The organism is Mesorhizobium sp. BR115XR7A, from assembly GCF_020165315.1.
Taxonomy (GTDB): domain Bacteria; phylum Pseudomonadota; class Alphaproteobacteria; order Rhizobiales; family Rhizobiaceae; genus Mesorhizobium; species Mesorhizobium australicum.
Genome location: NZ_JAIUHW010000015.1, coordinates 125,607 through 150,725, shown reverse-complemented (window position 1 = coordinate 150,725; position 25,119 = coordinate 125,607). Strand labels below are relative to the sequence as shown.

At 64.1% G+C, this 25,119-nt stretch carries 25 protein-coding genes; 10 read left to right on the top strand and 15 right to left on the bottom strand.

Features of this window, described 5'->3' with window-relative positions; genetic code table 11:
* Window position 1 precedes the first annotated feature (1 nt).
* The 5 genes from gmhB to LB557_RS27180 all read right to left on the bottom strand — a co-directional run bounded on the left by gmhB (window position 2) and on the right by LB557_RS27180 (window position 4,160).
* The gene (gene gmhB / locus LB557_RS27205) at window positions 2–640 is read right to left on the bottom strand and encodes a D-glycero-beta-D-manno-heptose 1,7-bisphosphate 7-phosphatase (protein ID WP_224644040.1); all 639 of its coding nucleotides are present in this window, start codon (window positions 638–640) and stop codon (window positions 2–4) included.
* Window positions 633–1,205: an SIS domain-containing protein gene (locus LB557_RS27200; protein WP_224585822.1), complete on the bottom strand. Its 573-nt coding sequence runs from the start codon at window positions 1,203–1,205 to the stop codon at window positions 633–635. The genes gmhB and LB557_RS27200 overlap by 8 nt, the downstream gene beginning before the upstream one ends.
* 8 nt (window positions 1,206–1,213) lie before the next feature.
* Window positions 1,214–2,707 carry a D-glycero-beta-D-manno-heptose-7-phosphate kinase gene (gene rfaE1 / locus LB557_RS27195; RefSeq protein ID WP_224644041.1) on the bottom strand — a complete coding sequence of 498 codons (1,494 nt, stop codon included), beginning with the start codon at window positions 2,705–2,707 and terminating at the stop codon, window positions 1,214–1,216.
* 136 nt (window positions 2,708–2,843) lie between these two features.
* Window positions 2,844–3,476: a LysE family translocator gene (locus tag LB557_RS27190; RefSeq protein WP_140875467.1), complete on the bottom strand. Its 633-nt coding sequence runs from the start codon at window positions 3,474–3,476 to the stop codon at window positions 2,844–2,846.
* Between the two features lie 447 nt (window positions 3,477–3,923).
* Window positions 3,924–4,160 carry a type II toxin-antitoxin system Phd/YefM family antitoxin gene (locus LB557_RS27180; protein WP_224644042.1) on the bottom strand — a complete coding sequence of 79 codons (237 nt, stop codon included), beginning with the start codon at window positions 4,158–4,160 and terminating at the stop codon, window positions 3,924–3,926.
* 142 nt (window positions 4,161–4,302) lie between these two features.
* Between LB557_RS27180 and rfaD the strand changes: the two genes are divergently transcribed.
* The 3 genes from rfaD to waaC are packed head-to-tail and all read left to right on the top strand — an operon-like array spanning window position 4,303 to window position 7,210.
* The gene (gene rfaD / locus LB557_RS27175) at window positions 4,303–5,253 is read left to right on the top strand and encodes an ADP-glyceromanno-heptose 6-epimerase (RefSeq protein WP_224592734.1); all 951 of its coding nucleotides are present in this window, start codon (window positions 4,303–4,305) and stop codon (window positions 5,251–5,253) included.
* Window positions 5,226–6,233, top strand: coding sequence for a lipopolysaccharide heptosyltransferase II (gene waaF / locus LB557_RS27170; RefSeq protein WP_140664939.1), 1,008 nt, complete (start codon window positions 5,226–5,228; stop codon window positions 6,231–6,233). The genes rfaD and waaF overlap by 28 nt, the downstream gene beginning before the upstream one ends.
* Complete coding sequence (gene waaC, locus LB557_RS27165) at window positions 6,230–7,210, top strand: lipopolysaccharide heptosyltransferase I (protein ID WP_224644043.1); 981 nt, start codon at window positions 6,230–6,232, stop codon at window positions 7,208–7,210. Before waaF ends, waaC begins: the two co-directional genes overlap by 4 nt.
* Before the next feature lie 118 nt (window positions 7,211–7,328).
* Here the strand turns inward: waaC and greA are convergent, their stop codons facing one another.
* On the bottom strand, window positions 7,329–7,802 hold the full coding sequence (gene greA, locus LB557_RS27160) for a transcription elongation factor GreA (RefSeq protein WP_015316152.1): 474 nt from the start codon (window positions 7,800–7,802) through the stop codon (window positions 7,329–7,331).
* A gap of 269 nt (window positions 7,803–8,071) precedes the next feature.
* A complete protein-coding gene (locus LB557_RS27155; protein ID WP_140617735.1) occupies window positions 8,072–8,608 on the bottom strand; it encodes a tetratricopeptide repeat protein in 537 nt (178 codons plus the stop codon).
* 141 nt (window positions 8,609–8,749) lie between these two features.
* Between LB557_RS27155 and LB557_RS27150 the strand changes: the two genes are divergently transcribed.
* The 3 genes from LB557_RS27150 (at window position 8,750) to LB557_RS27140 (ending at window position 11,328) form a co-directional block, all read left to right on the top strand.
* Entirely contained in the window at window positions 8,750–9,175 is a 426-nt protein-coding gene (locus LB557_RS27150; RefSeq protein WP_224644044.1) for a DUF3775 domain-containing protein, read from the top strand.
* Between the two features lie 116 nt (window positions 9,176–9,291).
* Window positions 9,292–10,404 (top strand): extensin family protein, encoded by a 1,113-nt coding sequence (locus LB557_RS27145; RefSeq protein WP_263496847.1) that lies wholly within the window; start codon window positions 9,292–9,294, stop codon window positions 10,402–10,404.
* 117 nt (window positions 10,405–10,521) lie between these two features.
* Window positions 10,522–11,328: an extensin family protein gene (locus LB557_RS27140; protein ID WP_140617732.1), complete on the top strand. Its 807-nt coding sequence runs from the start codon at window positions 10,522–10,524 to the stop codon at window positions 11,326–11,328.
* Between the two features lie 7 nt (window positions 11,329–11,335).
* On the opposite strand, the gene LB557_RS27135 is transcribed toward LB557_RS27140, so the two are convergent.
* On the bottom strand, window positions 11,336–12,046 hold the full coding sequence (locus LB557_RS27135; protein ID WP_140721789.1) for a gamma-glutamylcyclotransferase: 711 nt from the start codon (window positions 12,044–12,046) through the stop codon (window positions 11,336–11,338).
* A gap of 111 nt (window positions 12,047–12,157) precedes the next feature.
* On the opposite strand from LB557_RS27135, the gene LB557_RS27130 reads away from it, so the two are divergent.
* On the top strand, window positions 12,158–12,865 hold the full coding sequence (locus tag LB557_RS27130) for an LssY C-terminal domain-containing protein (protein ID WP_140789627.1): 708 nt from the start codon (window positions 12,158–12,160) through the stop codon (window positions 12,863–12,865).
* Window positions 12,866–13,024: 159 nt separating this feature from the next.
* Window positions 13,025–14,335, top strand: coding sequence for a hemolysin family protein (locus LB557_RS27125; protein WP_015316146.1), 1,311 nt, complete (start codon window positions 13,025–13,027; stop codon window positions 14,333–14,335).
* A 67-nt stretch (window positions 14,336–14,402) separates the two neighbouring features.
* Here the strand turns inward: LB557_RS27125 and LB557_RS27120 are convergent, their stop codons facing one another.
* From LB557_RS27120 to LB557_RS27105, 4 genes are all read right to left on the bottom strand, one after another.
* Entirely contained in the window at window positions 14,403–15,722 is a 1,320-nt protein-coding gene (locus tag LB557_RS27120) for an HlyD family type I secretion periplasmic adaptor subunit (RefSeq protein ID WP_224642541.1), read from the bottom strand.
* A gap of 1 nt (window position 15,723) precedes the next feature.
* Window positions 15,724–17,460 (bottom strand): type I secretion system permease/ATPase, encoded by a 1,737-nt coding sequence (locus tag LB557_RS27115; protein ID WP_224642543.1) that lies wholly within the window; start codon window positions 17,458–17,460, stop codon window positions 15,724–15,726.
* A gap of 34 nt (window positions 17,461–17,494) precedes the next feature.
* Window positions 17,495–18,976, bottom strand: coding sequence for a family 16 glycosylhydrolase (locus LB557_RS27110; RefSeq protein WP_224642545.1), 1,482 nt, complete (start codon window positions 18,974–18,976; stop codon window positions 17,495–17,497).
* 323 nt (window positions 18,977–19,299) lie between these two features.
* Window positions 19,300–20,226, bottom strand: coding sequence for a DMT family transporter (locus LB557_RS27105; protein WP_140823238.1), 927 nt, complete (start codon window positions 20,224–20,226; stop codon window positions 19,300–19,302).
* A gap of 669 nt (window positions 20,227–20,895) precedes the next feature.
* On the opposite strand from LB557_RS27105, the gene LB557_RS27100 reads away from it, so the two are divergent.
* Window positions 20,896–21,417 carry a hypothetical protein gene (locus LB557_RS27100; RefSeq protein WP_224529353.1) on the top strand — a complete coding sequence of 174 codons (522 nt, stop codon included), beginning with the start codon at window positions 20,896–20,898 and terminating at the stop codon, window positions 21,415–21,417.
* A 334-nt stretch (window positions 21,418–21,751) separates the two neighbouring features.
* Here the strand turns inward: LB557_RS27100 and LB557_RS27095 are convergent, their stop codons facing one another.
* Window positions 21,752–22,357, bottom strand: a complete 606-nt coding sequence (locus tag LB557_RS27095; protein ID WP_140617723.1) for an NADPH-dependent FMN reductase — start codon at window positions 22,355–22,357, stop codon at window positions 21,752–21,754.
* A gap of 90 nt (window positions 22,358–22,447) precedes the next feature.
* On the opposite strand from LB557_RS27095, the gene LB557_RS27090 reads away from it, so the two are divergent.
* Window positions 22,448–22,816, top strand: a complete 369-nt coding sequence (locus LB557_RS27090; protein ID WP_023770230.1) for a winged helix-turn-helix transcriptional regulator — start codon at window positions 22,448–22,450, stop codon at window positions 22,814–22,816.
* Between the two features lie 467 nt (window positions 22,817–23,283).
* Here the strand turns inward: LB557_RS27090 and LB557_RS27085 are convergent, their stop codons facing one another.
* Window positions 23,284–23,679, bottom strand: coding sequence for an acyl-CoA thioesterase (locus LB557_RS27085; RefSeq protein ID WP_140664901.1), 396 nt, complete (start codon window positions 23,677–23,679; stop codon window positions 23,284–23,286).
* 424 nt (window positions 23,680–24,103) lie between these two features.
* Window positions 24,104–25,045, bottom strand: a complete 942-nt coding sequence (locus LB557_RS27080) for a phosphoribosylaminoimidazolesuccinocarboxamide synthase (RefSeq protein ID WP_140721768.1) — start codon at window positions 25,043–25,045, stop codon at window positions 24,104–24,106.
* Window positions 25,046–25,119: the final 74 nt, after the last annotated feature.

The window sequence follows — 25,119 nt, the reverse complement described above, 5'->3', positions numbered from 1 at the left end:
CCTACGATCCGAGCGCGTCGATAGCGGCGAGCAGGCCGCCGAGATCGTGGTCGTCATGCAAGCGCCTGATGGCGAAGCCAGGCTGAAGCGCCGCCTCACCGTCGACCAGCCAGCCCTGTGCCAGCCCTGCGCGTTGGGCCGCCTGCATGTCGGCCAGCTTGTCGCCGACCATCAGGGAGCGCTGGAGGTCAAGATCAAGGCGCCTGCCCGCCTCGATCAGCATGCCCGGATTGGGCTTGCGCATCGGATGGTCCGTTATGGCGAGCGGCCCGACGCCCGCCTCGTGATAGGCGCAGGCCAGCACCATGTCGACGAACGCGCCCTGCCTGTCCAGCAAATGGAGCACGCGGTCGTTTACCGCGGCAAAGACGCCCCAGTCGAAATAGCCCCGCGCGATGCCGGACTGATTGGTGACCACGACCACCGGAATGCCGATCCGGTTGGCGGCGGCGATCGCCGGCAGCATCTGCGACCTGAGTTCTATCTCGTCCGGGTCGCTGGGATAGTCGGTGTCGACATTGATGGTTCCGTCCCGGTCGAGGAACAGAGCCGGCGAGCGCGCGGGGAAAACCCGCCCGCCGATCCGCTGGACCCACAGGCCCGGCTCGGCCAGCGGAAACGGCGCTGTCTCGTCAGCCATTCGACAGGCGCGCTTCGACCACCTCGCACAGATAGTGATAGAGGCACAGATGGCCCTGCTGGATGATCGGCGTCGAGGTCGAGGGGACGTTGAGCAGGATGTCGGTGAGCGGCTTGAGCTTGCCGCCGGTATCGCCGGTCAGGCTGATCACCGTCATGTCCATCATGCGCGCCTGTTCGGCCGCGGCGAGAATGCTCGGCGAATTGCCGCTGGTCGAGATCGCCAAAAGCACGCCGCCTGCGACGCCATGCGCTTCGACCTGGCGCGAAAACACCGTGTCGAAGCCGTAATCGTTGCCCCAGGCAGTCAGCATCCCGGCGTTGGCCGGCAGAGCGATCACATTGTAGGCCTTGCGTTCCTTCAGGAAGCGGCCGACCAGTTCGGTGGCGATATGGATGGCGTCGCTGGCCGAGCCGCCATTGCCGCAGACCAGCAGGGCCTTTCCCTGGGAAAGCGCCGCCACGACAGCATTCACCGCACGGTCCATCTCGCCGGTCAGATCTCGCTCGACCGTGGCAGTGATGGCGGCCGCCGAGCGGACCAGATAGTCGTTCAATTCGGACATGAATTCCCTCAGTTGGTGGCGCCGCCGGCGCGCAGTTTGCCGATGGTGCCAGTGGTGCTCTTGCCGGCGACGAGATCGACCAGCACGACGCGCCCGCCCGCCTTTTGCACCACATCGGCGCCTACCACGGTATCGACCGTGTAGTCCGCGCCCTTGACCAGTATGTCGGGCAGAAGCGCCTCGATCAGAGCCAGCGGCGTATCCTCATCGAAGACAATGACGGCATCGACCGAAGCGAGCGCGGCAAGCACGCAGGCGCGGTCATGCTGGTCGTTGACCGGGCGGCCCGGCCCTTTCAGCCGCCGCACCGAGGCATCGCTGTTGAGCCCGAGCACCAGCCGGTCGCACTGGCTGCGCGCTGCGTGCAGCAGGCTGACATGGCCGGCATGCAGGATATCGAAGCAGCCATTGGTGAAGCCGACGCTCAGGCCCTCCGCCTTCCATCCCGCCACCATGCGCGCGGCAGAAGTGGCGTCCAGGATAGCGTCCTTGTGCGCGGTCGGTCCGTGCGAGCGGAACAGTGCGCCGGTGAGTTCCTCGACGCTCAGCCGCGCGGTGCCGCGTTTTCCGACCACGACGCCGCCGGCGGCGTTGGCGATGGAGGCAGCGGCGACAGGATCGGCACCGGCGGCAAGCGCCAGCGCGAAGCTCGCGATCACCGTATCGCCAGCGCCCGAGACATCGAACACCTCACGTGCCTGGGTGGCGATGTGGCGCGCCTCGTCGGGACCGACCACGCTCATGCCCTTCTCGCTGCGCGTGGCGACGACGAAGTCGAAGCCATGCGCCGCAATCAGTTCCCGTGCCGCCGCAACGATCTCGTCATCGGCGAACACCGCATGGCCGACCGCCTCGCCAAGCTCCTTGCGGTTGGGGGTGACGGCGGTCGCACCGGCGTAGCGCGCGTAGTCGCGGCCCTTCGGGTCGACCAGCACCGGCTTGCCCGCCTCGCGGCAGATGGCGATCAATTCGGCGGCGACGCCGTCCAGCAATATGCCCTTACCGTAATCGGACAGGATGACGATGTCGGCCTGCTGCAATGCGTTCCGGAAGCGGCGGGTCAGCTCCGCCCGTTCCGCCTCGGCGAGCGGCTTGATCTCTTCCTCGTCGAAACGCAGCACCTGCTGGTTGAGCGCGCTGAAGCGGCTCTTCGACGAGGTCATGCGGCCGCGCTGCTGTGAAAGGCCCAGTGTCTCGGCGCCAAGCTCGCCCAGCATCCGCACCAGACTGTCACCGGCGGGATCGGTGCCGATCACCGAGACCGGAATGGCGCGCGCGCCAAGCGAGACGATGTTGGCCACGACGTTGCCGGCGCCGCCCATGGCCGAGCTTTCGCCACGCCCATGCAGCACCGGAATCGGCGCTTCCGGCGAGATCCGCTCGATGACGCCATTGACGAAGCGGTCGAGGATGATATCGCCGACCACCAGCACGGCGACGTCGCCGAAGCGCGCAATGGCGCGGTGCAGGGGTTCGGGTGAAGGCGGATTGTGCTTGATCATGTCATCTGCCACGCGCGGGTAACGCCGATCTCAGATAGGTCGAAACACCAGATTTGCGAGGCCGGCCGGTCATGCCTGCCGATATACCGCAATTGGGCACCAACGCAACGCCGGGGCGGAGGCAAACCCGGACAGGTCAGGCCTTCTGCAAGGCGACGTGGACGCCCAGCCCGACCAGCACCGCGCCGCCGGCCTTCTGCATCAGCCGCTGCGCACGGCTCGAACGCCGCAGCCGGCCGATCACGAGACCGGCCAGGAACACGCACACGACATCTGCCGACGAGAACATCAGGTTGACGATGGTGCCCAGCACCACGAATTGCATCCAGACCGGCAACCCCGCCGAGGCATCGATGAACTGCGGCAGAAATGCCATGAAGAAGATCGCGGTCTTGGGATTGAGCACCTCGACCGTGATGCTCTCGAAGAACGCGCGCCGCGCCGACTTCCGCTCGATCGCGGGCAGCGCCACGTCGCCCTCCACGCGCTTGCGAAACAGCGAGACGCCAAGCCAGATCAGGTACAGCGCGCCCACCAGCTTGACGGCCATGTAGAGCGGCGGCACGGCGTGGAACAGCACCGACAGGCCGGCGGCGGCGGCAAAGACATGGACATAGCCGCCCAGATGAATGCCGAGTGCCGCCGTCAGCCCCGACCAGCGCCCCCGGGCCATCGTCTGCGCGGCGGCATAAAGCATGGCGGGACCCGGAATGTAGGCGAAGATCGCCGTGGTGGCGAAAAACGCGATCAGCAGTTCGGTCGGCGGCATTTCTTGTCCCTCATGATCCTGCCCTGTCCGATCGCAGGCCTTTCAGTCAGCCCGTGGGATGGCTTTGGATTGGCCTGCGCGAACAGTTGCCATGAAAGCCGACATGACTTTTTTGTGGAATGACGGACTGAATGCGCCGATACGCGCACCCGGTTCGAAATAAGCCGACGATTCCAGAATATCGTGCTTGTACTCGTCGACTATGACCCAAAGCGGGATAGGGTCAAGGCCGGCGCGGCGCGTTCAATTTCCGGAACGCCAACCGCGACGCGATCACGGCCCGGCTGGGTGGAAGTGATTGCAAGGATGAAAAGGTTCGTGCCTCCGGCTTTTCCGGGAAGAACGGCGACGAAGGCGACAGGCCTCGCCTTGCGGCCTTCGGTCTCGCCGTCTGCATGTTGGCGATGCCACAGATATGGATATCGCCAGACGTCCGCGGCCACTGGTTTAATCACGGTCCAATTCCGCGGCGTACTCCTCCAGCATCTCGACATGTTGCAGCGGTGCATCCTCGGCCGCGTAGACGCAACGGCTATCGTTGCCGAAGCGCGCTTCGTAGGCCTCGATGCTCATCAGGACGTATCTCGGTTTGTTGTGCCGAGTGATGGAGACCGGCTGCTGGCTGGCAGCCGCGAGCACATCGCCGAGATTCTGTTTCAGATCAGTGGATGGATAGCGTTTCATTGGAAACTCCGTTTGCCCATAATAGACAAAGTGGACAAAACAGACAAGCTGAGCGGGCGAGCCCCGAGCGACCGCCTGCTTTGTCGACAGCCTGGCCAGCCTCCCTTATAAGGACCGGAATCGCACGCAACCAGAGGCCTTCATGATCATCGTCACGGGCGGCGCCGGCATGATCGGCTCCAACATCGTCGCCGCGCTCAATGCGGAAGGCCATGACGACATCCTGGTCGTCGACGACCTCACCGACGGCCACAAGATCGCCAACCTGGCCGATTTGACGATAGCCGACTATCTCGACAAGGACGATTTCCTGGCCGGCATGGAGGCCGGCTCGCTTGGCCGCGTCGAGGTCGTCTTCCATCAGGGCGCCTGCTCGACCACCACCGAGTGGAACGGCAAGTTCATGATGGAGGTGAATTACGCCTATTCGAAACGGCTGCTGCATGCCTGCCAGGCGCTGCGCGTGCCCTTCCTCTACGCCTCCTCCGCTTCGGTCTATGGCGGCGGCGCCGAATTTCGCGAGGAGCCGGCGCTGGAGCGGCCGCTCAACGTCTATGCCTATTCCAAGAAACTCTTCGACGATTATGTCAGGCGCAAGGTGTTCGACAGCGATCATTCCCAGGTCGCCGGCTTGCGCTACTTCAATGTCTATGGCCCGCGCGAGGCGCATAAGGGAGCCATGGCCTCGGTCGCCTTCCATCTGTTCAATCAGGTCGAGCGCGGCGAGAATCCAAAGCTGTTCGGCGCTTACGATGGCTTCGGGCCGGGCGAACAGAGCCGCGACTTCATCCATGTCGGCGATGTCGCCGACGTCAATTTATGGCTGTGGAAGCGCGGCGCCAGCGGCATCTTCAACTGCGGCACCGGCCGCGCGCAGCCGTTCCGTGCGATCGCCGAAACGGTCATCGACACGTTGGGCAAGGGCGAGATCGAGTTCATCCCCTTCCCCGACCACCTCAAGGGCAGCTACCAGAGTTTTACCCAGGCTGATATGTCCCGCTTGCGCGCGGCCGGCTATAACGGGCAATTCCGCACTGTAGAAACCGGCGTCAGAGACTATGTCGAATGGCTGAAAGCCCAACGATCCTCGTGATCGGCCCACGCTGGGTGGGCGATATGGTGATGGCGCAGTGCCTGTTCTCGGCGCTGAAGGAACTCCATCCCGATGCCGCGATCGATGTGCTGGCGCCCGCCTGGGCGGCACCTCTGGTCAAGCGCATGCCCGAAATCCGACAGCAGATCGACTTTCCGCTGAAGCCGGGTGCGCTGGAATTCAGCCATCGTCGCCGTTTCGGCCGTCTGCTGCGCGGCCGCTACGACATGGCCTATGTCCTGCCGGGCAGCTGGAAGTCGGCGCTGATCCCGTTCTTTGCCCGCATCCCGCGCCGTTTCGGCCATCTGCGTGAAATGCGCTACGGCCTGCTGACCGACATCGTGCCGCTGCCCGATGCCGTAAAACGACGCACCGCGCAGGCCTATTTCGGCCTCGCCCAGGGTGGCAGTTTCCGCGCCCCCCGGCTGACCGTGGACGTGAAAAACCAGGCCACCCTGCTCGATCGTTTCGGCCTGGCGCCGCGGAAATTCGTAGCCCTGATGCCCGGGGCCGAGTTCGGCCCGGCCAAGCGCTGGCCAAGCGAGAGCTATGCCGGCCTTGCCCGCGAATTCATGGCCAAGGGCCTGGAGGTCGCCCTGTTTGGTTCGAAGAACGACCGCGACGTGACGGCGGAGATCGCAGCCCTTGCGCCCGGCGTCGTCGACCTCGCCGGCCAGACGCGGCTGGAGGACGCCATCGACCTGATAGCGGCGGCAAGGCTCGCGGTCTCCAACGACAGCGGGCTGATGCATGTCGCGGCCGCCGTCGGTACATCCATCGTGGCCGTCTATGGCTCGACCTCGCCTGAAAACACGCCGCCGCTGGCGGAGCGTCGCGAACTGGTCTGGCTCGGCCTGTCCTGCTCGCCCTGCCACCGGAAAATCTGTCCGCTCGGTCATCTCAACTGTCTGAAGACATTGGAAGTCGCGCAGGTCGCCGCGGCAGCGGACCGCCTGCTGGAAGTGCCGGCTGCGGCATGAAGGTACTGATCGTCAAGACTTCGTCGATGGGCGATGTCATCCACACTTTTCCGGCACTTCAGGATGCCTGCCGCGCACGGCCCGATATCGCTTTCGACTGGTGCGTGGAGGAGGCGTTTGCCGGCATCCTCGCGCTGCATCCGGCGATCGGCACCATCCACACGGTGGCGATAAGGCGCTGGCGAAAGAACCTCTTCGACACGAACACCTGGCGCGAGGCGGCGGCCTTGCGCCGAACCTTGCGCAAATGCCGCTACGACCTCGTCATCGATGCGCAAGGCCTGCTGAAGTCGGCCCTGGTGGCACGCCAGGCGCGCGCGCCGATCGCCGGCTTCGACCGGTCGAGCGTGCGCGAGCCCTCGGCGACGCTGTTCTATGATATCACCTATGCGGTGCCGCGCGACCTGCACGCCATCGAGCGGACACGGCGGCTGTTCGGGCTGGCGCTCGGCTATCGGCCGGACCTTTTGACGCTCGACTCGGGCATCGTGGCGCCAGCGGGCATGATCGCCGGCGTCGACGGCAGGACCGCGTTCCTGCTGCACGGCACCAGCCGCGAGGACAAGAAATGGCCGGTCGAGGACTGGATCGGAACCGCCCGCCTGCTGGTCGAGCGCGGCAAGATTCCGGTCACAACCTGGTCGAACGAACGGGAGAAGGTGGTGGCCGAAGCGATCGCCAAGGCCGTGCCAGCCACGGTCGTGATGCCAAAGTCGCCGCTGGACGCCATCGCCGCCATCCTCGGCCGCTCGACGCTGGTCATCGGCGCCGATACCGGGCTGACCCATCTCGCCAGCGCCTTCGGCCTGCCGACGGTCGCCGTGTTCCTGGCGACGGAGCCGGGTTTGACCGGACCGCGCGGGCCGTATGCGTCGACGTTGCTGGCGCCTGGTGGCAGACGCGTGACGCCCTCGGACGTGATGGCGGAGGCTGAACGACTTTTAGAGCTTAGGCGGACAACTACCGGGAAAGACTGAATTTTCGATCGAACGATTGGCAGGGTTGGCGCTGCCCCTCATCTGCCTGCCGGCAGGGGCGGCGCCAACCTCGCGCGAATAGCACCTGTCAGCGCGGAGCTGCGCCCAGCCGACGCCCTCAGATGAACTGCACCTGGACGATCTCGTAACCCCTGGCGCCGCCCGGCGCATTCACCTCGATGGCGTCGCCGACTTCCTTGCCGATGAGCGCGCGCGCGATGGGCGAGGAGATCGAGATGCGGCCGGATTTCACGTCGGCTTCCTGGTCGCCGACGATCTGGTAGGTCTTCTTCTCCTCGGTGTCCTCGTCGACCAGCACCACGGTGGCGCCGAACTTGACCTTTTCGCCGCTAAGCTTGGTCACGTCGATCACTTCGGCGCGCGCGATATAATCCTCGAGCTCGTTGATGCGGCCTTCATTGAGGCTCTGCGCCTCTTTGGCGGCATGGTATTCGGCATTTTCGGACAGGTCGCCATGCGAGCGCGCCTCGGAGATCGCCTCGATGATGCGAGGCCGCTCTTCCTGCTGGCGCCAACGCAGTTCTTCCTTCAATGACGCGAACCCCTCGCCTGTCATCGGGACCTTGTTCATAGTGCCTGACCTTTCCTGCTGCCGCCCCCGCATTTCGGGGGAAGCCTTGTCGTTGGGGTACAAAAAGAAAACGGTCCGGAAGCCTCGGGCTAACGGAACCGTTTCACCGCAATTTCCTTGAATATAGCAATCTTTGCGGGCTTTTCACGCCCAAAAATCGGTTTTGTAAAAATCATCCCTTCTTTTGTAGCAGGGGCGGCCGTGGGACGGAGCCGAACAAAAACGGCCGCGATCGCTCGCAGCCGCTTTGAGACATCAGGAGGGCCCGATCAGCTCCTCATGAAATGGTCGATCTGCTCGGACAGCATGCCGTATTCGCGCGAACCCTTGCCGGTGCGCTTTTCGATTTCCATCAGCTGCTGCTGGGCGCCGGCCAGATCGCCGATCTGCAGATGCGCCTCGCCGAGATATTCGCGCACCAGCGTGTAATCGGGATCGATGCGCAGCGCTTCCTCGTAATAGCCGAGGCCGACGGTGACGCGGCCGGAATGGCGGTGCGAATAGCCGAGATAGTTGAGGATGCGCGGATCCTGCTTGTTGGCGGCAAGAACGAGAACCGAGATCGCCTCGTCATAGCGGCCGGCCATCGCCAGCGCATGGCCTGCATCGTAGATGCTGTCGTCGTCCAGCATGCCTTCCTTCGGCGGTACGCATTTCTGCTTCTTCTTGTCCCAGACCTCGCCTTTCTTGCACTGGGTGACAGTCTGGTCGCTACCACCACTGCTGCCGGCGGCGAACGCCGGAACGGCAAGGAACTGCAGAGCGATAAGCGCGCTCGCCGCCTGGATCAGCACTCTTTTATGCATGGAAACCTCCTGAGGGTGTGACAATGCAACACTAACGCCGAGCGGTCCGCGTTTCATCCCGGAAAAGATCGCCTGGAGAACATGAGGTGACGGATGCCGCAAATCCGGTATCATCCGGCAAACGACTGACGGAGAGGGCCCGTGCAGCGACGGCTCGAAAAGGACTGGGATCTCACGATCGGCCCCGATACCGTACGGCTGTTCATTCTCAAGGCCAAGGCGCTGAGCGCGGGCGTTAACGAGGACTATGCCGACGGCGCCGAACACGAGGTCGAGTTCGACGGCGACACGCATGACAACCACCACCATGACGGCCTTGCCGAGGAAAGCTCGGAGAACCTCACCGAGGAAGAGCTGCGCGAGCTGATCAACGACCTCAATATCGACGAGGCCGCCGAGCTGATCGCGCTGGCCTGGGTCGGCCGCGGCGACTACGACCCCTCGGAATGGACCGATGCCGTAACCGCGGCGCGCGAGCGCGCCAACAAGCGCACGGCGAAATACTTGCTCGGCATGCCGCTGCTCGCCGACTGGCTGGAAGAGGGGCTGGAAGCGATCGGCGCGTAACGCGGAGGTAACCGATTGTGATCGGGTCTAAGCGCCTGTCCAGGCAACTTCGGCCGACTGGCGCCGTTTTGTGGATGATGGCAAAGCTGAGCTTTTCCCGAGGGTACAGGATTGCATTGGCCTTGGCCGTCACGGCTCTGCTGGTCATGCCGGCCGACGCCAAACATCGTAACAAACACCATAGGCCGCTGAGCCCGCGCGTGGAGCAGCCGCTGACACAGCGGGCCGATCAGCCGCTGAAACCGCGCGGCAAGCGGCAGTCGAGAGCGCGAACCAGGCAGCATCTCGCGCCCAATCCGGCACCGCCGGCAACGCAGGATGCTCGGCCGTCTGCCGATGTCCCGGTGCCCGAGCCACGCCCGGTGGACACCCCAAAGTCCCAAGACCAGAACGCTGAAAATCCAAAGAGCGGCGCGGCGCCCAACCCGCCCAAGGACCCCGATCTACCCAGCGACGAAGAGTCCCATCAGAAAGGCCCGAAACCACCGGAACCACCAGCCGAAACCGAAGGCGAGCCGGAGCCGCCTGCCGTGGCGCCGACGCCGACGCCAAAGCCCGCCACCACGACGCCCGAACCTCAACCGCCGGCCGTCGCCCCGCAGCCAACGCCAAAGCCGGCGGAAGCAGGTGACGAGGAGAAGATGCTGCCCGATCCACGCTCGGCCGATCTTCCCGCCGACAAGATGCCGGCTGAGGAAGTCGCCTGCCGCGAGCGCCTGAAGACACTCGGGGTCGAATTCGAGGAGCACAAGGCCGAAAGCAACCCCGAAATCGGCTGCTCGATCCCCTACCCCATCGTGCTGAAGTCGCTTGGCAAATCGATCGCGATTGCTCCGGGCACCGAGCTCAACTGCCCGATGGCCGAGGCGGCGGCGCGTTTTGCCGCCGACGTCATCCAGCCGGCGGCTAAAGCCGAATTCGGCGCTGACCTGAAATCGATCGGCCAGGCGCCGGCCTTCGTCTGCCGGCCGCGCAATGGCACACGCAAACTGTCGGAACATGCTTTCGGCAACGCGCTCGACATTGCCAGCTTTACGCTGTCCGATGGCAGGACGATCGAGGTCGGGCCGGCGCCGCCGGAAAAAGACGGCAAATTCCTCGACGCCGTGCGCAAGGCCGCCTGCGGCCCGTTCAAGACCGTGCTCGGCCCAGGCGCCGACGCCGACCACGCGCTGCACTTCCATCTCGACCTTGAGCCCCGGCGGCATGGCGGCACGTTCTGCCAATAAACGCGGTTGACGCAGGATCGCCGCCGCAATTCCGCCGCAGGCGTGAACGCGGACGCTGAGTTTTCCTTTACCCTTGATCGTTAAAATGCCGGATATCCAGAAGTAGGATTTCCGCCAATGGCCGGCAAATTTCGCGCCGTTTTCCTCGCCGCCGCGCACCAATTGAAACCTGCGGCGCTTATGGCCGCCGGTCTTGCATTGGCCACGGTTTCCGCCTGCAACACCGGCAGCGTGCTGTCGCTGCAGCCTGCCGTCGATGTCGGCTCGCAGACCGCGGCCGTGCCGCAATATCAGGGCATGCAGAAGCTTGTTCCGTCCAATCCCTACATGACGCAGGCCGCCTATCCGCGCATGGACGAGCCGATGTCGCCGGTGGAGCAGATTCCAGCCAGCGAAACCGATTGCCGCCAGCAGCTGAAGCGCCTCGATGTCGCCTACACCGACCTGGCGCCGATCCATGAGGGCCAGTGCGGCATCGACTATCCGGTCAAGGTCACGGCTATCGGCAGCATCGAGATGAAACCCGCCGCGACCCTGACCTGCGACATGGCCGCCACCTTCGCCGCCTGGACCAAGAACGAACTCGTTCCCTCCGCCCGCTGGCGCTATTTCTCCGGCGTCAGGACCATCCACCAGGGCTCAAGCTACTCCTGCCGCAACATTGCCGGCGAAGGCGTGCTGTCGGAGCACGGCAAGGGCAACGCGCTCGATGTCATGAGCATCGAACTCAACAATGGCGACGACATCGACGTGCGCAAACCCGGCCTGTTCGCCTTCCGCACCCGCGGCTTCCTCAACAATGTGCGCGCCGACGGCTGCCAGTATTTCACCACCGTGCTCGGCCCCGGCTACAATTACGACCACCGCAACCATTTCCATTTCGACATCAAGAACCGCAGGAACGGTTACCGCGCCTGCCGGTAGGAAAAGATCATGCGTCACCGGTGGACGCGATAATTTGCCGAGCCACGAGATCCTGGATGCGCCAGAGATTCTTGTCCCGAATACCGCTTTCTTCCAGCTTGCTGACGGTCCGGAACAGATACTGCGCCGACGACCCCCAGTGTCCGGCGGCTCGCGCCAGCGTGTCCGCAACCTGCTCCAACGGCAACCGTCCGGCATAGGCCTTGCCACCCGGCGCGGCGACGAAAGCCAGAGCGCGCAGCGGACCCTGCTTGGTCTTGACCTTGATCCAGCAGGGCACGTTGGTTGGTGGGTTGGCATCGATTTCCCGGCGCATCAGCTGGCCGAGCTGCCCGAAATGATCTTCATCGGGAAGCCGGTAGACGATCCCGTTGCAGCTGCCGCCGCGGTCCAGCGCCAGCATCAGGGCAGGCAATTCGCGCGTGCCCCGCCAACGCGTCAGCTTCAGGCAGAACGAACGGTGCCATCCAGGCGCCGTCGCCGGGCGCTGCTCGACAGGAACGAATTCGGGATTCCAGATCAACGAACCATAGGCGAAGACCCACAGCATTTCGGGCCGATATTCGGCAAGCAGTCGAGCGACCAACTCATCGAACTCCGCGTTGGTGTGCTCGGCCGTTCCAGGCTCAGGCCCTGGATCCAGTTCGACGCGCTCGACCCGGGCGACAAGATCCGCGGTCAACGCCATCGTTCTCGGGCCCGTCGGCTTCCGTTTCATTCCCGCCCCCACGAAAAAATGATGGCTGACGATAAACCGTCTGCTCATCTCTGGCCATTGATTTCCAGGGAACCGTCAGGCAACAGATAGCGCTCGGATCGAGCCGCCTTTATGAGCCAACGAAGCCTCCAGCGACGCATTGCGATCTGGGTAGTGGCCGTGCTGGGCGGCTATCTGGCGCTCGCCTATGTCGCGGCGCCGGAATTCTGGACATTCCGTGATCGCGGCTTTCGCGATCGGCATTTCGAGATGGTCACCCACACGCCGCAAGGCATTCCCGGCGACCCCATCAATGTCGGCCTGATCGGCACGGAGAAGGAGCTGGTGCACGCTTTCGCCGTCGCCGGCTGGGACACCGCCGACGCCGTCACCTTGAGAACCGCCATCGACATCGGCGAAAGTGTCCTGTTTTCCCGCCCCTATCCCGACGCACCGATAAGCCGTCTGCTGTTCGAAGGCCGCGCCCAGGAACTCGCTTTCGAAAAGCCGGTCGGCGACAGTGCCGACCGGCGCCATCACGTCCGTTTTTGGCGAACGGATACGGTTGGCGACGATGGCAGGCCGCTCTGGCTGGGTGCCGCCAGCTTCGATCGCGGCGTCGGTCTGAGCCATGACACGGGCGCCATCACCCATCACATCGGTCCCGACCTCGATGCCGAGCGCGACTTTATGGTCGGCGATCTCAATGCCGCCGGCCTGTTGGCCTCGACCAGCGGCCTGGCGGGCATCGGCCCCACCCGGAGCGGCCGCAATGGCGGCGGCGACCCTTATTTCACCGACGGCAAGGCGGTCGTCGGCGTGCTGAAGCAGTTGCCGTGACGGCAGGTCAGGTCGTCGCGATGACGATCTTGCCGAACGGCCCCTTCTCGAAGGCGCGCCGCCCTGGGATGCTGTCTGATCCACCCGCATCCGCTGTCATCTTTCTAAAATGGCCGCCGACTATTTTCGAAAGCCGTGCGGCAATGCTATTGAGCCCTCATGCTATACGTTGAAATCGCCACCGTGGTCGTCCTCATCTGCGTGAACGGCCTTCTGTCGATGTCCGAACTCGCCATCGTCTCATCGCGGCCGGCTCGCCTGAAGGCGATGATCGACCGCAACGTCAAGGGTGCCGGCCGCGCTTTGGCGCTTGGCTCCAATCCCGGCAAATTCCTGTCCTCCGTGCAGATCGGCATCACGCTGGTCGGCGTGCTCTCGGGTGCCTTTTCCGGCGCCACGCTCGGCCAGAGGCTGGCGCAATATCTGGCTACGGCAGGCATCCGCGAGAACATAGCCGATCCGCTCGGCGTCGGCATCGTCGTGGCCATCATCACCTATGCCTCGCTGATTATCGGCGAACTCGTGCCCAAGCAGATCGCGTTGCGCGATCCCGAGCGGGTCGCGGCACGGGCGGCGCCGGCAATGACCATCCTGGCCACCATCTCGGCCCCTCTGGTCTTCCTGCTCGATATTTCGGGCCGTGCCGTGCTCTGGCTGCTCGGCCAGCGCGGCGAAAGCGAGGAAAAGGTCACCGACGAGGAGATCAAGATGCTGGTCGCCGAGGCCGAGCATCACGGCACTATCGAATCCGACGAGCGGCGCATGATCGCCGGCGTCATGCGGCTTGGCGACCGCGCCGTGCGCGCCGTCATGTCACCGCGCACCGATGTCGACTGGATCAACCTGCAGTCCGACGATGCCACGATCCGCAAGCTTCTGATGGACACTCAGCATTCGCGCCTGCCCGCCGGCGACGGCGGGGTGGACGCTATGATCGGCGTCATCCAGACGCGCGACGTGCTGGCCGCACTGCTCGGCGGCCGCGCGCTCGACCCGCGCAAATATGTGCGCGCGGCACCGATCGTGCACGATCAGGCCGATGCGCTTGATGTGTTGCAGAAGCTGAAGGAGAGCGACGTGCCGATGGCGCTGGTGCATGACGAATACGGCCACTTCGAAGGCATCGTCACCCCCGCCGACATCCTAGAAGCCATCACCGGCGTCTTCCGCTCGGATCTCGAGGCCGGCGAGGAAGAAAACGCCGTCCAGCGCGACGACGGCTCATGGCTTCTCGCCGGCTACATGCAGGCCGACGAGATGGCCGAGGTGCTCGGCATCGACCTGCCGGAGAACCGCGACTACGAGACCGTCGCCGGCTATGTGCTGTCGCACATGCACCATCTGCCGGCGACTGGCGAATGTGTCGACGCGCAGGGCTGGCGTTTTGAGGTCGTCGACCTCGACGGCCGCCGCATCGACAAGCTGATCGCCACCCGCCTGCCCAGCGGTCACCGCGAGATGGTGCGCTGACGGCATATGCCTGGTTTCGGTCCGGCGGCCCTCGACGGCGGCCAATATACTGCGCGGACCGCGAGCTCTACCGCTCGGTGAAGGCGCGGGCGAAGGAATCGAGCATCGGCCGTGCCAGATACTCCAGGAAAGTCCGGTCACCGGTGTTGATGAACGCCTCGACTGGCGTTCCGGGATAAAGCTGCTCGGGCTTTACGCCGGGCGGCAGGTCGGCCGCGATCCTCAGCTTGGCTCGGAAATAGGGCTCATGCGTTGCCTCGTCGACGAGCCGGTCCGCTGAGATTTGCGCCACCGTGGCTGAGACCTCGGGAGTGAGCCGCGCATTCAAGGCCGACAGCCGCAGCTTCGCCGGCTGGCCGACACGGACCTGATCGAGGTCTTTCGGCCGCAGCCTTGCATCGACGACGAGGCCCGATGCCGTGGGCAGGATCTCCATGATCTTTTCGCCGGGGGCGATCACGCTTCCCTTGGAATTATAGGCCGACGACACCACGATGCCTGCCGCCGGCGCCTTGATCGTCGTGCGCCGCAGCACCGCCTCCGCCGCCCTGGTCTGCTCCTCGACATCGGCCAGATTGGAGCGAACGTCGTCCAGCTTCGTCAGCGCCTCCTCGACGCGTTGCGTGGTCTGGCGCTCGATCTGCTCCTGGGCTTCGACGATCTGGGTGTTGGCCGTCGCCAGGTTGGCCTCCAGCGCCCCGGCCTGCCCGACGAGATCGGCCTCGCTGCGCAATAGCTGGGAGTACTCGGTACGGTTGGTGAGGCCCTTGTCCAGCAGGCCGGTCTTGATGCCGAGTTCGTTCTTCACGACGTCGGCTTGCTGCTGAATGGCCTGCTGCTGGGCCTGCAACCCCACCACCGACTGCCGATGCATGGCGACGCGTTGTGCCAGGATCGATTTTTCCGACCGGAACCGGGCCAGCCTGGCGTCGAACTCCTTTTGCTGTTCGCGAACCAGGATCTCGAAGTCGTGCTGGAAAGGTGCCGGCGCCGCTTCGATGATGGGCGCCATCCTGTCCAATCCGTCGCGTTCCGCCTCCAGCCGCGCCGCACTTGCCCTGAGCGCGATCGACTGCCTCACAAGCCGGTTGAGCTCGGCCTGCGCGGCGGTTGGGTCCAGCACGACCAGGTCCTGGCCCTGTTGCACGCGATCGCCTTCATGGACCGGTAATTCCCTGATGATACCGCCCTCGCGATGCTGGATGCGGATGTTTCCGCCGGTCGCCGAGATCGTGCCTTGCGTGATCACCGCTCCCGACAAGGGAGCGCTGACGGCCCAATAGCCGAAGCCGCCCGCCAGCACCGCTATGGCGACATAGCCGGTGTGGGCCACGCGTCTTATGTCGGTGCGAGGCTGGCTGTCCCAGGCGAGGCTCTGTGTCGTCATCTCACGATCCGAAACTGCCACCCGCGCGGATTGTCGGGACGAATGCCCCGGTCACCACCGTGCTCTGCTGGGGGGCCTTGCCGATGACCGAGCGCCGCAGCACCTCGTCGGCAGGGCCGAAGGCTTCGACCAGGCCGCCGCGCAAAAGCATCACGCGGTCGCAAGCGGCGGCGATCGCAGGGCGATGGGTGACCACGATGACCGTGACGCCCGCCGCTCGCGCGGCCGAAAGCACCGCCTCGAGCGCGGCCTCGCCGCTGCCGTCGAGATGGGAGCTGGGCTCGTCGAGTACCAGGAGCCGCGGATTTCCGTAGAAGGCGCGCGCCAGGCCGATTCGCTGGCGCTCGCCCCCCGACAGCGCCCTGTCCGACGGGCCGATCATGGTCTGGTAGCCGTCGCGCTGCGCCAGGATCAGCTCGTGCACCTGGGCGCGCCTTGCCGCCTCGACGATTGCGGCGTCGTCCGCTTGCGGGTCGAAGCGGGCGACGTTTTGCGCGATCGATCCAGGAAAGAGCTCAACCTCCTGCGCGAGGTAGCCGACATGCTTTCCAAGCTGGCTCTCGTCCCAGGTCCTGAGGTCGGCGCCGTCGATCCTGATTGAGCCGCCGGTCGGTTGGGCGGCCCCCACGAGCAACCGCGCCAGTGTCGATTTGCCGGCCCCGCTCGGGCCGACGATGGCCAGCGCTTCGCCCGCGCCGATCGCAAAGTTGAGCCGCTTGAGGATGGGTTCCGTGCCGGGTTGGGCGTTCGGCGCCATGAAGAAGACGTCCTGTACGGAAATCGCGCCGGCCGGATCGGGCAGGATCAGTTTTCGCGGCTCGGCCGGACGCATTGCGAGCGCTTTTTCCAGCCGCGTCCACGCCCGCCGCGCGTCGGCGATCTGCCGCCAGGCGCCGATCAGCTGGTCGAGCGGCTGCAGCGCGCGCGACGACACCAGCGAGGAGGCGAAGATCATGCCGGCCGTCATCTGCCCCTGCAGCACCAGCCATGCGCCGGCGCCGAGGATCGCCAGTTGCAGCATCATGCGCAGCGCCCGCGAGGCGCCGCTGAAGATCGCGTTGGCGCTCGATGAACGGTCATGGAAAGTGAGCGCCGCCGCCACGTGCCGTCCCCAGACCAGCGAGGCATTCCGCACCATGCCCATGGCGCGCAGCGTCTCGGCATTGCGGGCAAAGGCCTGTTCCGCCTGGCTGGCCAACGCCGAACACTCCGCGGACAAGGCATCGTTCCTGCCGATCGCAAGCTGGTTGGCCACGACGAGGAATAGCAGAAGCACCGCGCCGGCGACCGTCACCCAGAACAGCACCGGATGGATGAGATAGAGCAAGGCGAGGAAGACAGGGGCGAAAGGCAGGTCGAACAGCACCGCCACGCCGCGTGACCTGATGAAGGCGCAGACCGAAGCGAGATCGCGCAGCGGCGACAGGCCGCCGGCATATCTCGCGCCGAGCGAAACGGCGAAGGTGCTGGCACCCAGCTTGCGGTCGACGGTCGCCGCGACGCGCTGCGTGTAGACGGCGCGGATCGCGTCCAGCAGCCCGAGGAAGGCGAGCGCGAGCACCGCGATAGCTGACAGATAGACAAGCGTCTCGACGCTGGAGGACGGCAGCACGCGGTCATACACCTGCAGCAGGTAGAGCGGAATCACCAACAGCAGGATGTTGATCAGCAGCGAGAAGACGCCGACATCGGCGATAGCGCGCAGGAAGACCGGACGCAGGCCGGACGGTCCAGTCATTTCCGCATTTCCCGCCGCTGCATGATCCCGGCCCTTACGCGTGGCCCCCGAATTCGGAACCGCCGTGCAGCGTGCTGCTGGCGATGCTATGCGTGGCGGTGCTGGTGGTGGTGTGCAAAGCGCTCGCCGGCGCGTTGTCCAGCGTATAGGCGCGGATATAGTCGATCTTCATCTCGGCAGGCGTCGCCAGATGATCGGGAGGCGCGCCGGCAAGACCGCCGACCGCGAGATCGGCCAGCATGTACATGGGCTTGTGCATATCGGATGGCGTCGCCGCTTCCGCGACCTGGACACCGTCATAAGTCCAGACGAGCTTGTCCGGCGTCCACAGCAGCCCATAGGTGTGGAAGCCGGCGGTATCCATGGTGTTTACCGTCGACGTCACCTTGGTGTGGGTTCCCGTTTCATTCGAATGCGCCGTCATGATCAACGAGTTCGGGTCCTGCCCGCGCGTTTCCACCACATCCAGTTCCGGCGGCCACGAGCCGTCTGCCGGCAGCAGCCAGAAGGCGGGCCAGGCGCCGGCGTTCTCGGGCAGGTCGGCGCGCATTTCGAAATAGCCGTAGGTTTGTGAGAAGGTGCTGTGCGTATTGAGGATACCTGACGTGTATTCGTAGTTGTTGATCAGGGGCTTGATGTCGGCCGGCGCCTGCGCGGCGGTGATGGTGAGCACGCCGTTATTCACGCTGAACGGGTGGACGGAACTCGTCGGCCCGTAATTGGCGTCGATGTACCATTGCAGCTCGCCATTGCTGGTCAATGTGCTGCCGTTCGGCGCTCCCCATGAGAAGTTGGTATCCCACGTGCCGCCCTGAGCGTTGTGAAGATTGAGCGCGTTGAAATCGTCGCTGAAGGACAGCTTCATGCCGGACATGTCGATCGGCAATTCGAACTGGTTGGGCTGCAGCTTGTCGATGGTCGTGTCCTTGAACTCGAGGATCTCGCCGGATCCGAGGTTCAGCAGCACGTTCGATCCCGCCTGGATCAGGTTCGAGTGAACGGCATCGAACGACGTGAAACCATAGCCATTGAGGCGGACGGTGTCGGTGGCGGCGAAATTGGCGATCAGGTCGCTGCCGTTGCCTTTCGAGGTGACGAACGTGTCGTAGCCACCGCCGCCATCGATCAGAACATCATTTCCCGCGCCGCCGTCCAGCGTCTGGTGCCCAGCCTTGGCGGTGATGATGTTGTCCAAGCCGTTTCCGAAAGCGTAGTTGTTGGGGTTTGTGACGATGAGGTTCTCGACATTGGCGGGGAGCTTGTAGCTCATCCACGTGCTGATCGTGTCGATGCCTGCCCCGGCGCCCTCGGCCACCTTGTTGCCCGCCCCATAGAGGTAATAGATGTCATCGCCCGTGCCGCCATGCATGGTGACGTTGAGATTGCCCGCTCCGTAAAACGAGTCATTTCCCGCGCTGCCATACAAGTCGGGCCCGGCCCCAGGCGCCGAGAACCAGTGGTTGGACGTACCGCTATAGGGAAGAGGAACACCCACGGCGTTGACGAAGAAGCTCATCGGATACATCCTCCTCGTGAGGCATGGCCGCCTCGAACCGTTCGCTTACGGACTTCCGGATGGCCACGTCGGATCAATGCTGAAAGGAACGATTTCGTTCCGGGGAATCATTACACAATCCACCATAACATCGATCTTTCGGAAGACATATACTTATTGTCCGGGAAAAGAGCGGCGCTTAAGCAAAGATATTTAGTAAAATGGTGTATAAACTAGAAATTGCAAAGGATCTACTTAGATGAATGATCTACTTAGATGACGGCTACCCCTCCGAGCCCATCAGCCTCCCTCCTCGGCGCATGGTGGGCGGGAAGCTTAGGCCATCAGAGAGCGGCTTCGATCGGCTCGGCAAGCCTGGGATTTGAGCGTGCCGCGATCAGGCAACTGGTGACGATGAGACCCGCTCCCGCCAGCGTGGTCCAGGTCACCGCCTCGTCGAAGAAAAGGAAGCCAAGTGCGATCGCCCAGATGAAGGCGGAGTATTCCGTCGGGATCAGATACTGCGCTTCCGCCCGCGCATAGGCCCAGCTCATCAGGAATTGGCCGGCGAGCGACAGCGCCGTCACGCCGGCGAGCGGAAGCCAGAGCTCGCGCGGCAGGGCAATGGCCAGCCAGGGCGCCGCGAGACCAAGGAAGACCGCCACGCAAAGGTTCTGAAACAGCATGATCTCGATCGGCTTGGCCACCAGCGCCTGCTGCCGCGCAAGGATCAGATTGTAGGCATAGAACACCGTCGACACCAGCACCGCCGCCGTGCCGAGCAAGGCATCCCTGGCATGGCTTGTCTGCCCGAACTGTCCGCCGACGATGATTGCGACGCCCGCAATGCCGGCCAGCGAGGCCCAGATCGCCTGACGCTGTATGCGTTCGCCGAGCAGCAACGCCGCCAGCAGCAGGGCGAACAGCGGCGCCACGAAACTGAGCCCGATCGCCTCCGCCAGCGGCAGCCTGGCAAGCCCCCAGAAGAAGGACAGCAGGACAAAGCCGACGACCGCGGCACGCAGCGCATGCAGCCTGAGCACGGAAGGCTTGGGCAGCGTGCGCGGTCCCGCCGACCAGCCGGCGCCGGCAACCACGGTCGCGAGCATGCTGCGCCACAGCACCGTGTTGTAGACGCCGACGGCAAGGACCAGGACCTTCATCGCCGCGTCCATCCCCGACAGCAGGAAGATGCCAAGCGCGCAGACAAGCACCGGGATCATGGGAGAAACGGCGCCTGCCAGGCTGGATGACTTCACGAGGCCCCTCATGTGACGGATCGCAGCCGGATATATCAGGGCGGACCGGCGGGGCCAGATGGCAGCCCCGCCGATATGGCGGTCCAACCATGGCGACTTGTGGAATGGCTGGGAAAGCTCGCAGCGAGCCCGCCAACCATTGCCGGCTTGTCTAGCGGCGCGTGACCGCGAAAGCGGATATCTGAGCATCGAGTTTCGGCCATGGCATGACGGACCGGCTTTTGCGCTATTCTGGCAAGTCCGCCTTCCGAAGGCCCGTTGTCGCGGTCTTCCACCCGTTAAAACGGGGCAGCACCTCCGCGAGGTCCGAAAGCCGCAATGTGGGATCGAATTCGCGCAGGCGCGCATCTTCTCCGCTTCAGAAAGCTGTCCCGCCAAGGCATGACTTGCCATCGCGACACGCATCGCGCTCGCGTAGTTCGGCTGCGAGCGCAAAGATCTCGGTTTGCGCTTGGCACGTTCGATTTCAGCCTCCTCGACCTTCGGCGTGATTGCGCCGACTACGTTTGAGGCGATCTGATCCTGGAGATCAAAGATCTCCGCCAGAGTGCCGTCAAAAACAGTCGGCCCATAAATGGAGGCCGGTGGAAGAGTCGAGGAGCTGTCCTGTACGGCCAACGTTTTGGCGGCAAGAGATTTGAGTTAGGATGACGCAGCACTGGCGCGCTATAGAGCACCCTTATGAACGAATCTGCCAGTAGAGCAGACAGCAACACAGCAGTCGCGAGCGACCTTGCCGACGGCGATCCCCGCCTTGCCTTCATTTATCAGGAGGCGGTGAGAGGCCTCAATCACCAGCAGAACCTCGTCGAGAACATGAACGCCCGCGCCGGCAGCCTCATCTTCGCCACTGCGTTCGCCAACTCGCTGCTTGGCGGAAGGGCGCTTTCCGACGGGCTTGGGCTTTGGGACTGGATCGCGGTGGTTCTGCTGTTCGTCATCGGCGGGCTGATCGTCTTCTTGCTTTGGCCCTACCACAAATACACGTTCCGCTTCGACCCAGAAGAGCTGCTCCATCAATATGTCGACGGCGACAGGCCGGCAAACATGTCGGCCATGCAGCGCGCGCTCGCCCTTCGCATCAAGGCGGACATGGTCAGCAACTGGCGCATTATCCAGCGGCTTCGGGTGGCATTGCAGATTGCGCTGGTCCTTCTGTTGTTCGACATCCTGGCCTGGCTTTTCGCGATCGCGGGTATTTGAGCCGTTCGATATTCGGAGCCGACCCGACCTGGACCGACGACCGCCCTTTGAGGTGGCAGTCTGCCGACGAGCACCTTCGGGAACTAAGGCATCAGCACGACCTTGCCGGTCGAGCCGCCCTCTTCGGGCAAAGGACGAGCACGTGGCTCCCGGGACGGGCGCCTTCGCAAGAGCGCTGTGTCTGCGGCACTCTCACCTGCTTGCGAGGCGCTGAGGGGCGGCGCGGCGTTGCATGCAGATCTTTCGCGCAGCCGCAACTCCTTGCAGGAACGCGAAAAAAGGGCGACGCAAGCGCCGCCCCATATCCCTTGGGAGGACAATCCGATCCGGCGGATCAGGCCGCCTGGGCTTCTCCGGCGATGGCATCGGCGGCGCGGGCGGCCTTCAGCACCTTGGCCCACCAGGCGACGTCGTTGACCAGCGCGGTGGCGGCCTGGTTCAGGTGCTCGAGATCTTCGAGCTTCTTCTCGCCCTGGCGCACGGCGAGGAAATCGCCCCAGGCGATATGGACTGCGGACTTGACCGGCGCCATCTGCAATTCGACGGCGTGGAGACGAAGCTGTTCGACGGCGCGGGCGCCACCGACGCTGCCATAGCCGACAAAGCCGGCCGGCTTCTTGTTCCACTCGTTGGCGGCGTAGTCGATCGCATTCTTCAGCACGGCCGTCGGGCCGTGATTGTATTCGGCGGCGGTGAAGATGAAGCCATCGAATCCGGCGACCTTCTTCTGCCAGCGCTGTGCGACTTCGTTCTGCGACGGCGCCCAGGCGGAGGACGCGACCTCATCGAAAAAGGGCAGCGGAAAGTCGCGCAGATCGACAATTTCGACATCAATGTCGGCATGTGCCTTGGCGATCTTGGCGATCCACTGCGTCGGCACGTCGGCGAAGCGGGCGGCGCGCGTCGAACCGATGACAATGGCGATTTTGGGCTTGGACATAAGGGGCTCTCCTAGCGGGAATTTTTGGTATCGTTTGGATACCGGCGCTATATGTGATACTGACAATTTGAGGCGCAAGGAGGCACGTTTTTGTTACTGAGGCACCCGCATAACACCGAGGACTGCCGCGCCGTGTCGGAAATCCTGCAGCGCGTCGGCGACAAATGGACCGTGCTCGTGGTCGGCAAGCTGGGCGGCGGACCGCTGCGTTTCAACGAATTGCGCGCCGCCGTCGGCGGCATCTCCCAGAAGATGCTGACCACCACCTTGCGCGGCCTGGAGCGCGACGGCTTCGTCACGCGCAAGGTATTTCCGACCATTCCGCCGCGCGTCGATTACGAGCTGACCGAGCTCGGTCACGAGTTGCTGGTGCCGGTCGGCGCGCTCGGCGAATGGGCACGCAAGAACACCCAGCGTGTCCAGTCGGCACGCGCCAGATTCGACGACATGCACGCCTGAAGCCCATGCGCGGCAAGGGATTCGGGACCTGCACTGAGCGGCTCTAGCTGCCCAGGCGAAGTCACGGTTCCCTGAAAGCGACTTGGTCCATGGCGCTCGATGCCGGCCCGACGCGCCCGGCCCCCCTCTCGACGATAACCGCATTCCAACGGCAGCCAGTCAGGCTCTTCGCGCCAAGCAAGGCGTCTGGCTGCAGAGTGTGCACGTCGCTGTTCGCTGCTTCGCATCCGTGGTGTGCAGGCAGGCGGTGCGCCCAAGGTCCTGTTTGACTTCGGCGTAAGCGGTTATGCCGAGCAGGCAGACGAGGGCCACGAGAGCCGCCGCAAGCCAGCCGTTCAACAGATGTTGACGCATTGTCTTCCTCCGGTGCCCGGGAGAATTGCGCGTGGAAGGCAACGGCAGCATGTCGCTGAACGCATCGCTTCGCTCGGGCGATGTTACAAATGCCCGGGCTTGGCGGTGTCGAATCAGCTCTCGGCGGGAACCACCTTCGGCTTGCCCTCGCCGTCGAGCGCCACCATGACGAAATCGGCGTGCGTCACCTTTTCCATCAGGTCGGAAAGGTAGCGCTGCGCCCAGGCCTCGACCTTGAGCGTCATCGAGGTGCGGCCGACGCGTTCGACATGGGTGTAGATGCACAGCGTGTCGCCGATCTTCATCGGCTTGGCGAAGGACATCTCCTTGACCGCCGCCGTCACCACGCGGCCCCTGGCGCGCTCGGCGGCGCGGATGCCGCAGGCAAGATCCATCTGCGCCATCACCCAGCCACCGAAAATGTCGCCGGCGGCATTGGCGTCCGAAGGCATGGCCAGGGTGCGCAGCGTCAGGTCTCCGATCGGCCGTCCGTCCGCGTACTGCACCATGGGCAGAATCCTCAAGCAGTGATGGTCATCGATCCCGTATCGCCGCTACGGGAATAGGTCAACGCGCGGCGGCTGCTGTTTCCTCGCCCCAAGGCCATAGGCTAACCTGGCGTTAGCCCGGTTGTGCCAGATTTTCAGCGGTTTCGGGTTCTGGAACGGGCTTCCCCCACTCCGTCGCTGTTTCGCAGCGCCACCTCTCCCCCCTCCGGAGGGAGAGGAAGGAGCCAGGCCGGGCAAGGCTAGCGCCCCTTCCTCTACCCCGTCGATCGGGGGAGAGGTGGCGCCGCAAAGCGGCGACGGAGTGGGGGTCGACGGCTCGGCGTGGAATTGGCATACCCCGATTGTGCCTGATTTTCAGCGGTGTCGGGCGTCAGGACGGTTTTTCCCAATCGCCGAGGAACGCAGTTCCTGGAGATCGCACCTCTCAGAAATAACGTGCAAGGTTGGCGCGGATGCGGTCGAGAACCGTATCCCCGGAAATGTCCGGGACGAATGCCTTGCCGGTGATCGCCTCGTAAGCCTGGGCATACACCCCAGAGGCCTGTTCGACGATCTCGTCCGGAATCCTCGGGATCGGGTCCTTGTAGGGATCGCAGCGCGCCGTCACCCATGAGCGGATGAAATCCTTGTCGAAGCTCTCCGGCCGCGTGCCATCGGCCAGCGCCTGTTGGTAGCTCGCCGCGATCCAGTACCGGCTGCTGTCGGGCGTGTGGATTTCGTCGGCGAGAATGATCGTCCCGTCCTTGTCTGTCCCGAATTCGTATTTCGTGTCGGCCAGGATCAGGCCGCGTTCGGCTGCGCGCGCCTGGCCGCGGGCGAACAGCTTCAAGGCATAATCCGAAACCGTGTCCCACTGCTCCTGCGTAAGCAGGCCCTGCTCCAGGATCTCGGCCCTGGACAGCGGCTCGTCATGGCCGCCGTCGGCCGCCTTGCTGGTCGGCGTGATGACCGGCTCGGCCAGCCTCTCATTGTCGCGCAGGCCGTCTGGCAGGCGCATTCCATACATGTCCCGTTCGCCGCGTCGGTAGCGGGTCAGGATCGAGGTGCTGGTGGTCCCCGCCAGATAGCCGCGCACGACGATCTCGACCGGCAGTATGTCGAGCCTTGTGCCGACGACGACGTTGGGGTCGGGATATTCCAGCACATGGTTCGGGCAGATGTCGGCGGTTTCCTCGAACCAGTACCGCGCCGTCCGGGTGAGGATCTCTCCCTTGAACGGGATCGAGGTCAGGATGATGTCGAAGGCGCTGAGACGGTCGGTGGCGATGATGATACGCCTGCCGTCGGCCAGGTCGTAATTCTCCCGGACCTTGCCTTTGTAATAGCCCGGCAGTTCGGGAATGAAAGCATCCGACAGGACACGCATGGGTTCTCCTGCCTTTGCGCGGAGTGGCCAGGGGCATGATTCCGAAAAGTTTCGGAAAAAATCATGCCGAAATG

What these genes read in the sequence shown, in the direction of transcription:
- gmhB (WP_224644040.1), bottom strand. Translation starts at nt 640, where the DNA reads ATGGCTGACGAGACAGCGCCGTTTCCGCTGGCCGAGCCGGGCCTGTGG.
- LB557_RS27130 (WP_140789627.1), top strand. Translation starts at nt 12,158, where the DNA reads ATGAGCCAACGAAGCCTCCAGCGACGCATTGCGATCTGGGTAGTGGCC.
- LB557_RS27155 (WP_140617735.1), bottom strand. Translation starts at nt 8,608, where the DNA reads ATGCATAAAAGAGTGCTGATCCAGGCGGCGAGCGCGCTTATCGCTCTG.
- LB557_RS27100 (WP_224529353.1), top strand. Translation starts at nt 20,896, where the DNA reads ATGAACGAATCTGCCAGTAGAGCAGACAGCAACACAGCAGTCGCGAGC.
- LB557_RS27095 (WP_140617723.1), bottom strand. Translation starts at nt 22,357, where the DNA reads ATGTCCAAGCCCAAAATCGCCATTGTCATCGGTTCGACGCGCGCCGCC.
- LB557_RS27115 (WP_224642543.1), bottom strand. Translation starts at nt 17,460, where the DNA reads ATGACTGGACCGTCCGGCCTGCGTCCGGTCTTCCTGCGCGCTATCGCC.
- LB557_RS27135 (WP_140721789.1), bottom strand. Translation starts at nt 12,046, where the DNA reads ATGAAACGGAAGCCGACGGGCCCGAGAACGATGGCGTTGACCGCGGAT.
- LB557_RS27125 (WP_015316146.1), top strand. Translation starts at nt 13,025, where the DNA reads ATGCTATACGTTGAAATCGCCACCGTGGTCGTCCTCATCTGCGTGAAC.
- waaC (WP_224644043.1), top strand. Translation starts at nt 6,230, where the DNA reads ATGAAGGTACTGATCGTCAAGACTTCGTCGATGGGCGATGTCATCCAC.
- waaF (WP_140664939.1), top strand. Translation starts at nt 5,226, where the DNA reads ATGGCTGAAAGCCCAACGATCCTCGTGATCGGCCCACGCTGGGTGGGC.
- LB557_RS27180 (WP_224644042.1), bottom strand. Translation starts at nt 4,160, where the DNA reads ATGAAACGCTATCCATCCACTGATCTGAAACAGAATCTCGGCGATGTG.
- LB557_RS27140 (WP_140617732.1), top strand. Translation starts at nt 10,522, where the DNA reads ATGGCCGGCAAATTTCGCGCCGTTTTCCTCGCCGCCGCGCACCAATTG.
- rfaE1 (WP_224644041.1), bottom strand. Translation starts at nt 2,707, where the DNA reads ATGATCAAGCACAATCCGCCTTCACCCGAACCCCTGCACCGCGCCATT.
- LB557_RS27105 (WP_140823238.1), bottom strand. Translation starts at nt 20,226, where the DNA reads ATGAGGGGCCTCGTGAAGTCATCCAGCCTGGCAGGCGCCGTTTCTCCC.
- LB557_RS27080 (WP_140721768.1), bottom strand. Translation starts at nt 25,045, where the DNA reads ATGCGTGTCCTGTCGGATGCTTTCATTCCCGAACTGCCGGGCTATTAC.
- LB557_RS27085 (WP_140664901.1), bottom strand. Translation starts at nt 23,679, where the DNA reads ATGGTGCAGTACGCGGACGGACGGCCGATCGGAGACCTGACGCTGCGC.
- LB557_RS27200 (WP_224585822.1), bottom strand. Translation starts at nt 1,205, where the DNA reads ATGTCCGAATTGAACGACTATCTGGTCCGCTCGGCGGCCGCCATCACT.
- LB557_RS27190 (WP_140875467.1), bottom strand. Translation starts at nt 3,476, where the DNA reads ATGCCGCCGACCGAACTGCTGATCGCGTTTTTCGCCACCACGGCGATC.
- greA (WP_015316152.1), bottom strand. Translation starts at nt 7,802, where the DNA reads ATGAACAAGGTCCCGATGACAGGCGAGGGGTTCGCGTCATTGAAGGAA.
- LB557_RS27120 (WP_224642541.1), bottom strand. Translation starts at nt 15,722, where the DNA reads ATGACGACACAGAGCCTCGCCTGGGACAGCCAGCCTCGCACCGACATA.
- rfaD (WP_224592734.1), top strand. Translation starts at nt 4,303, where the DNA reads ATGATCATCGTCACGGGCGGCGCCGGCATGATCGGCTCCAACATCGTC.
- LB557_RS27110 (WP_224642545.1), bottom strand. Translation starts at nt 18,976, where the DNA reads ATGAGCTTCTTCGTCAACGCCGTGGGTGTTCCTCTTCCCTATAGCGGT.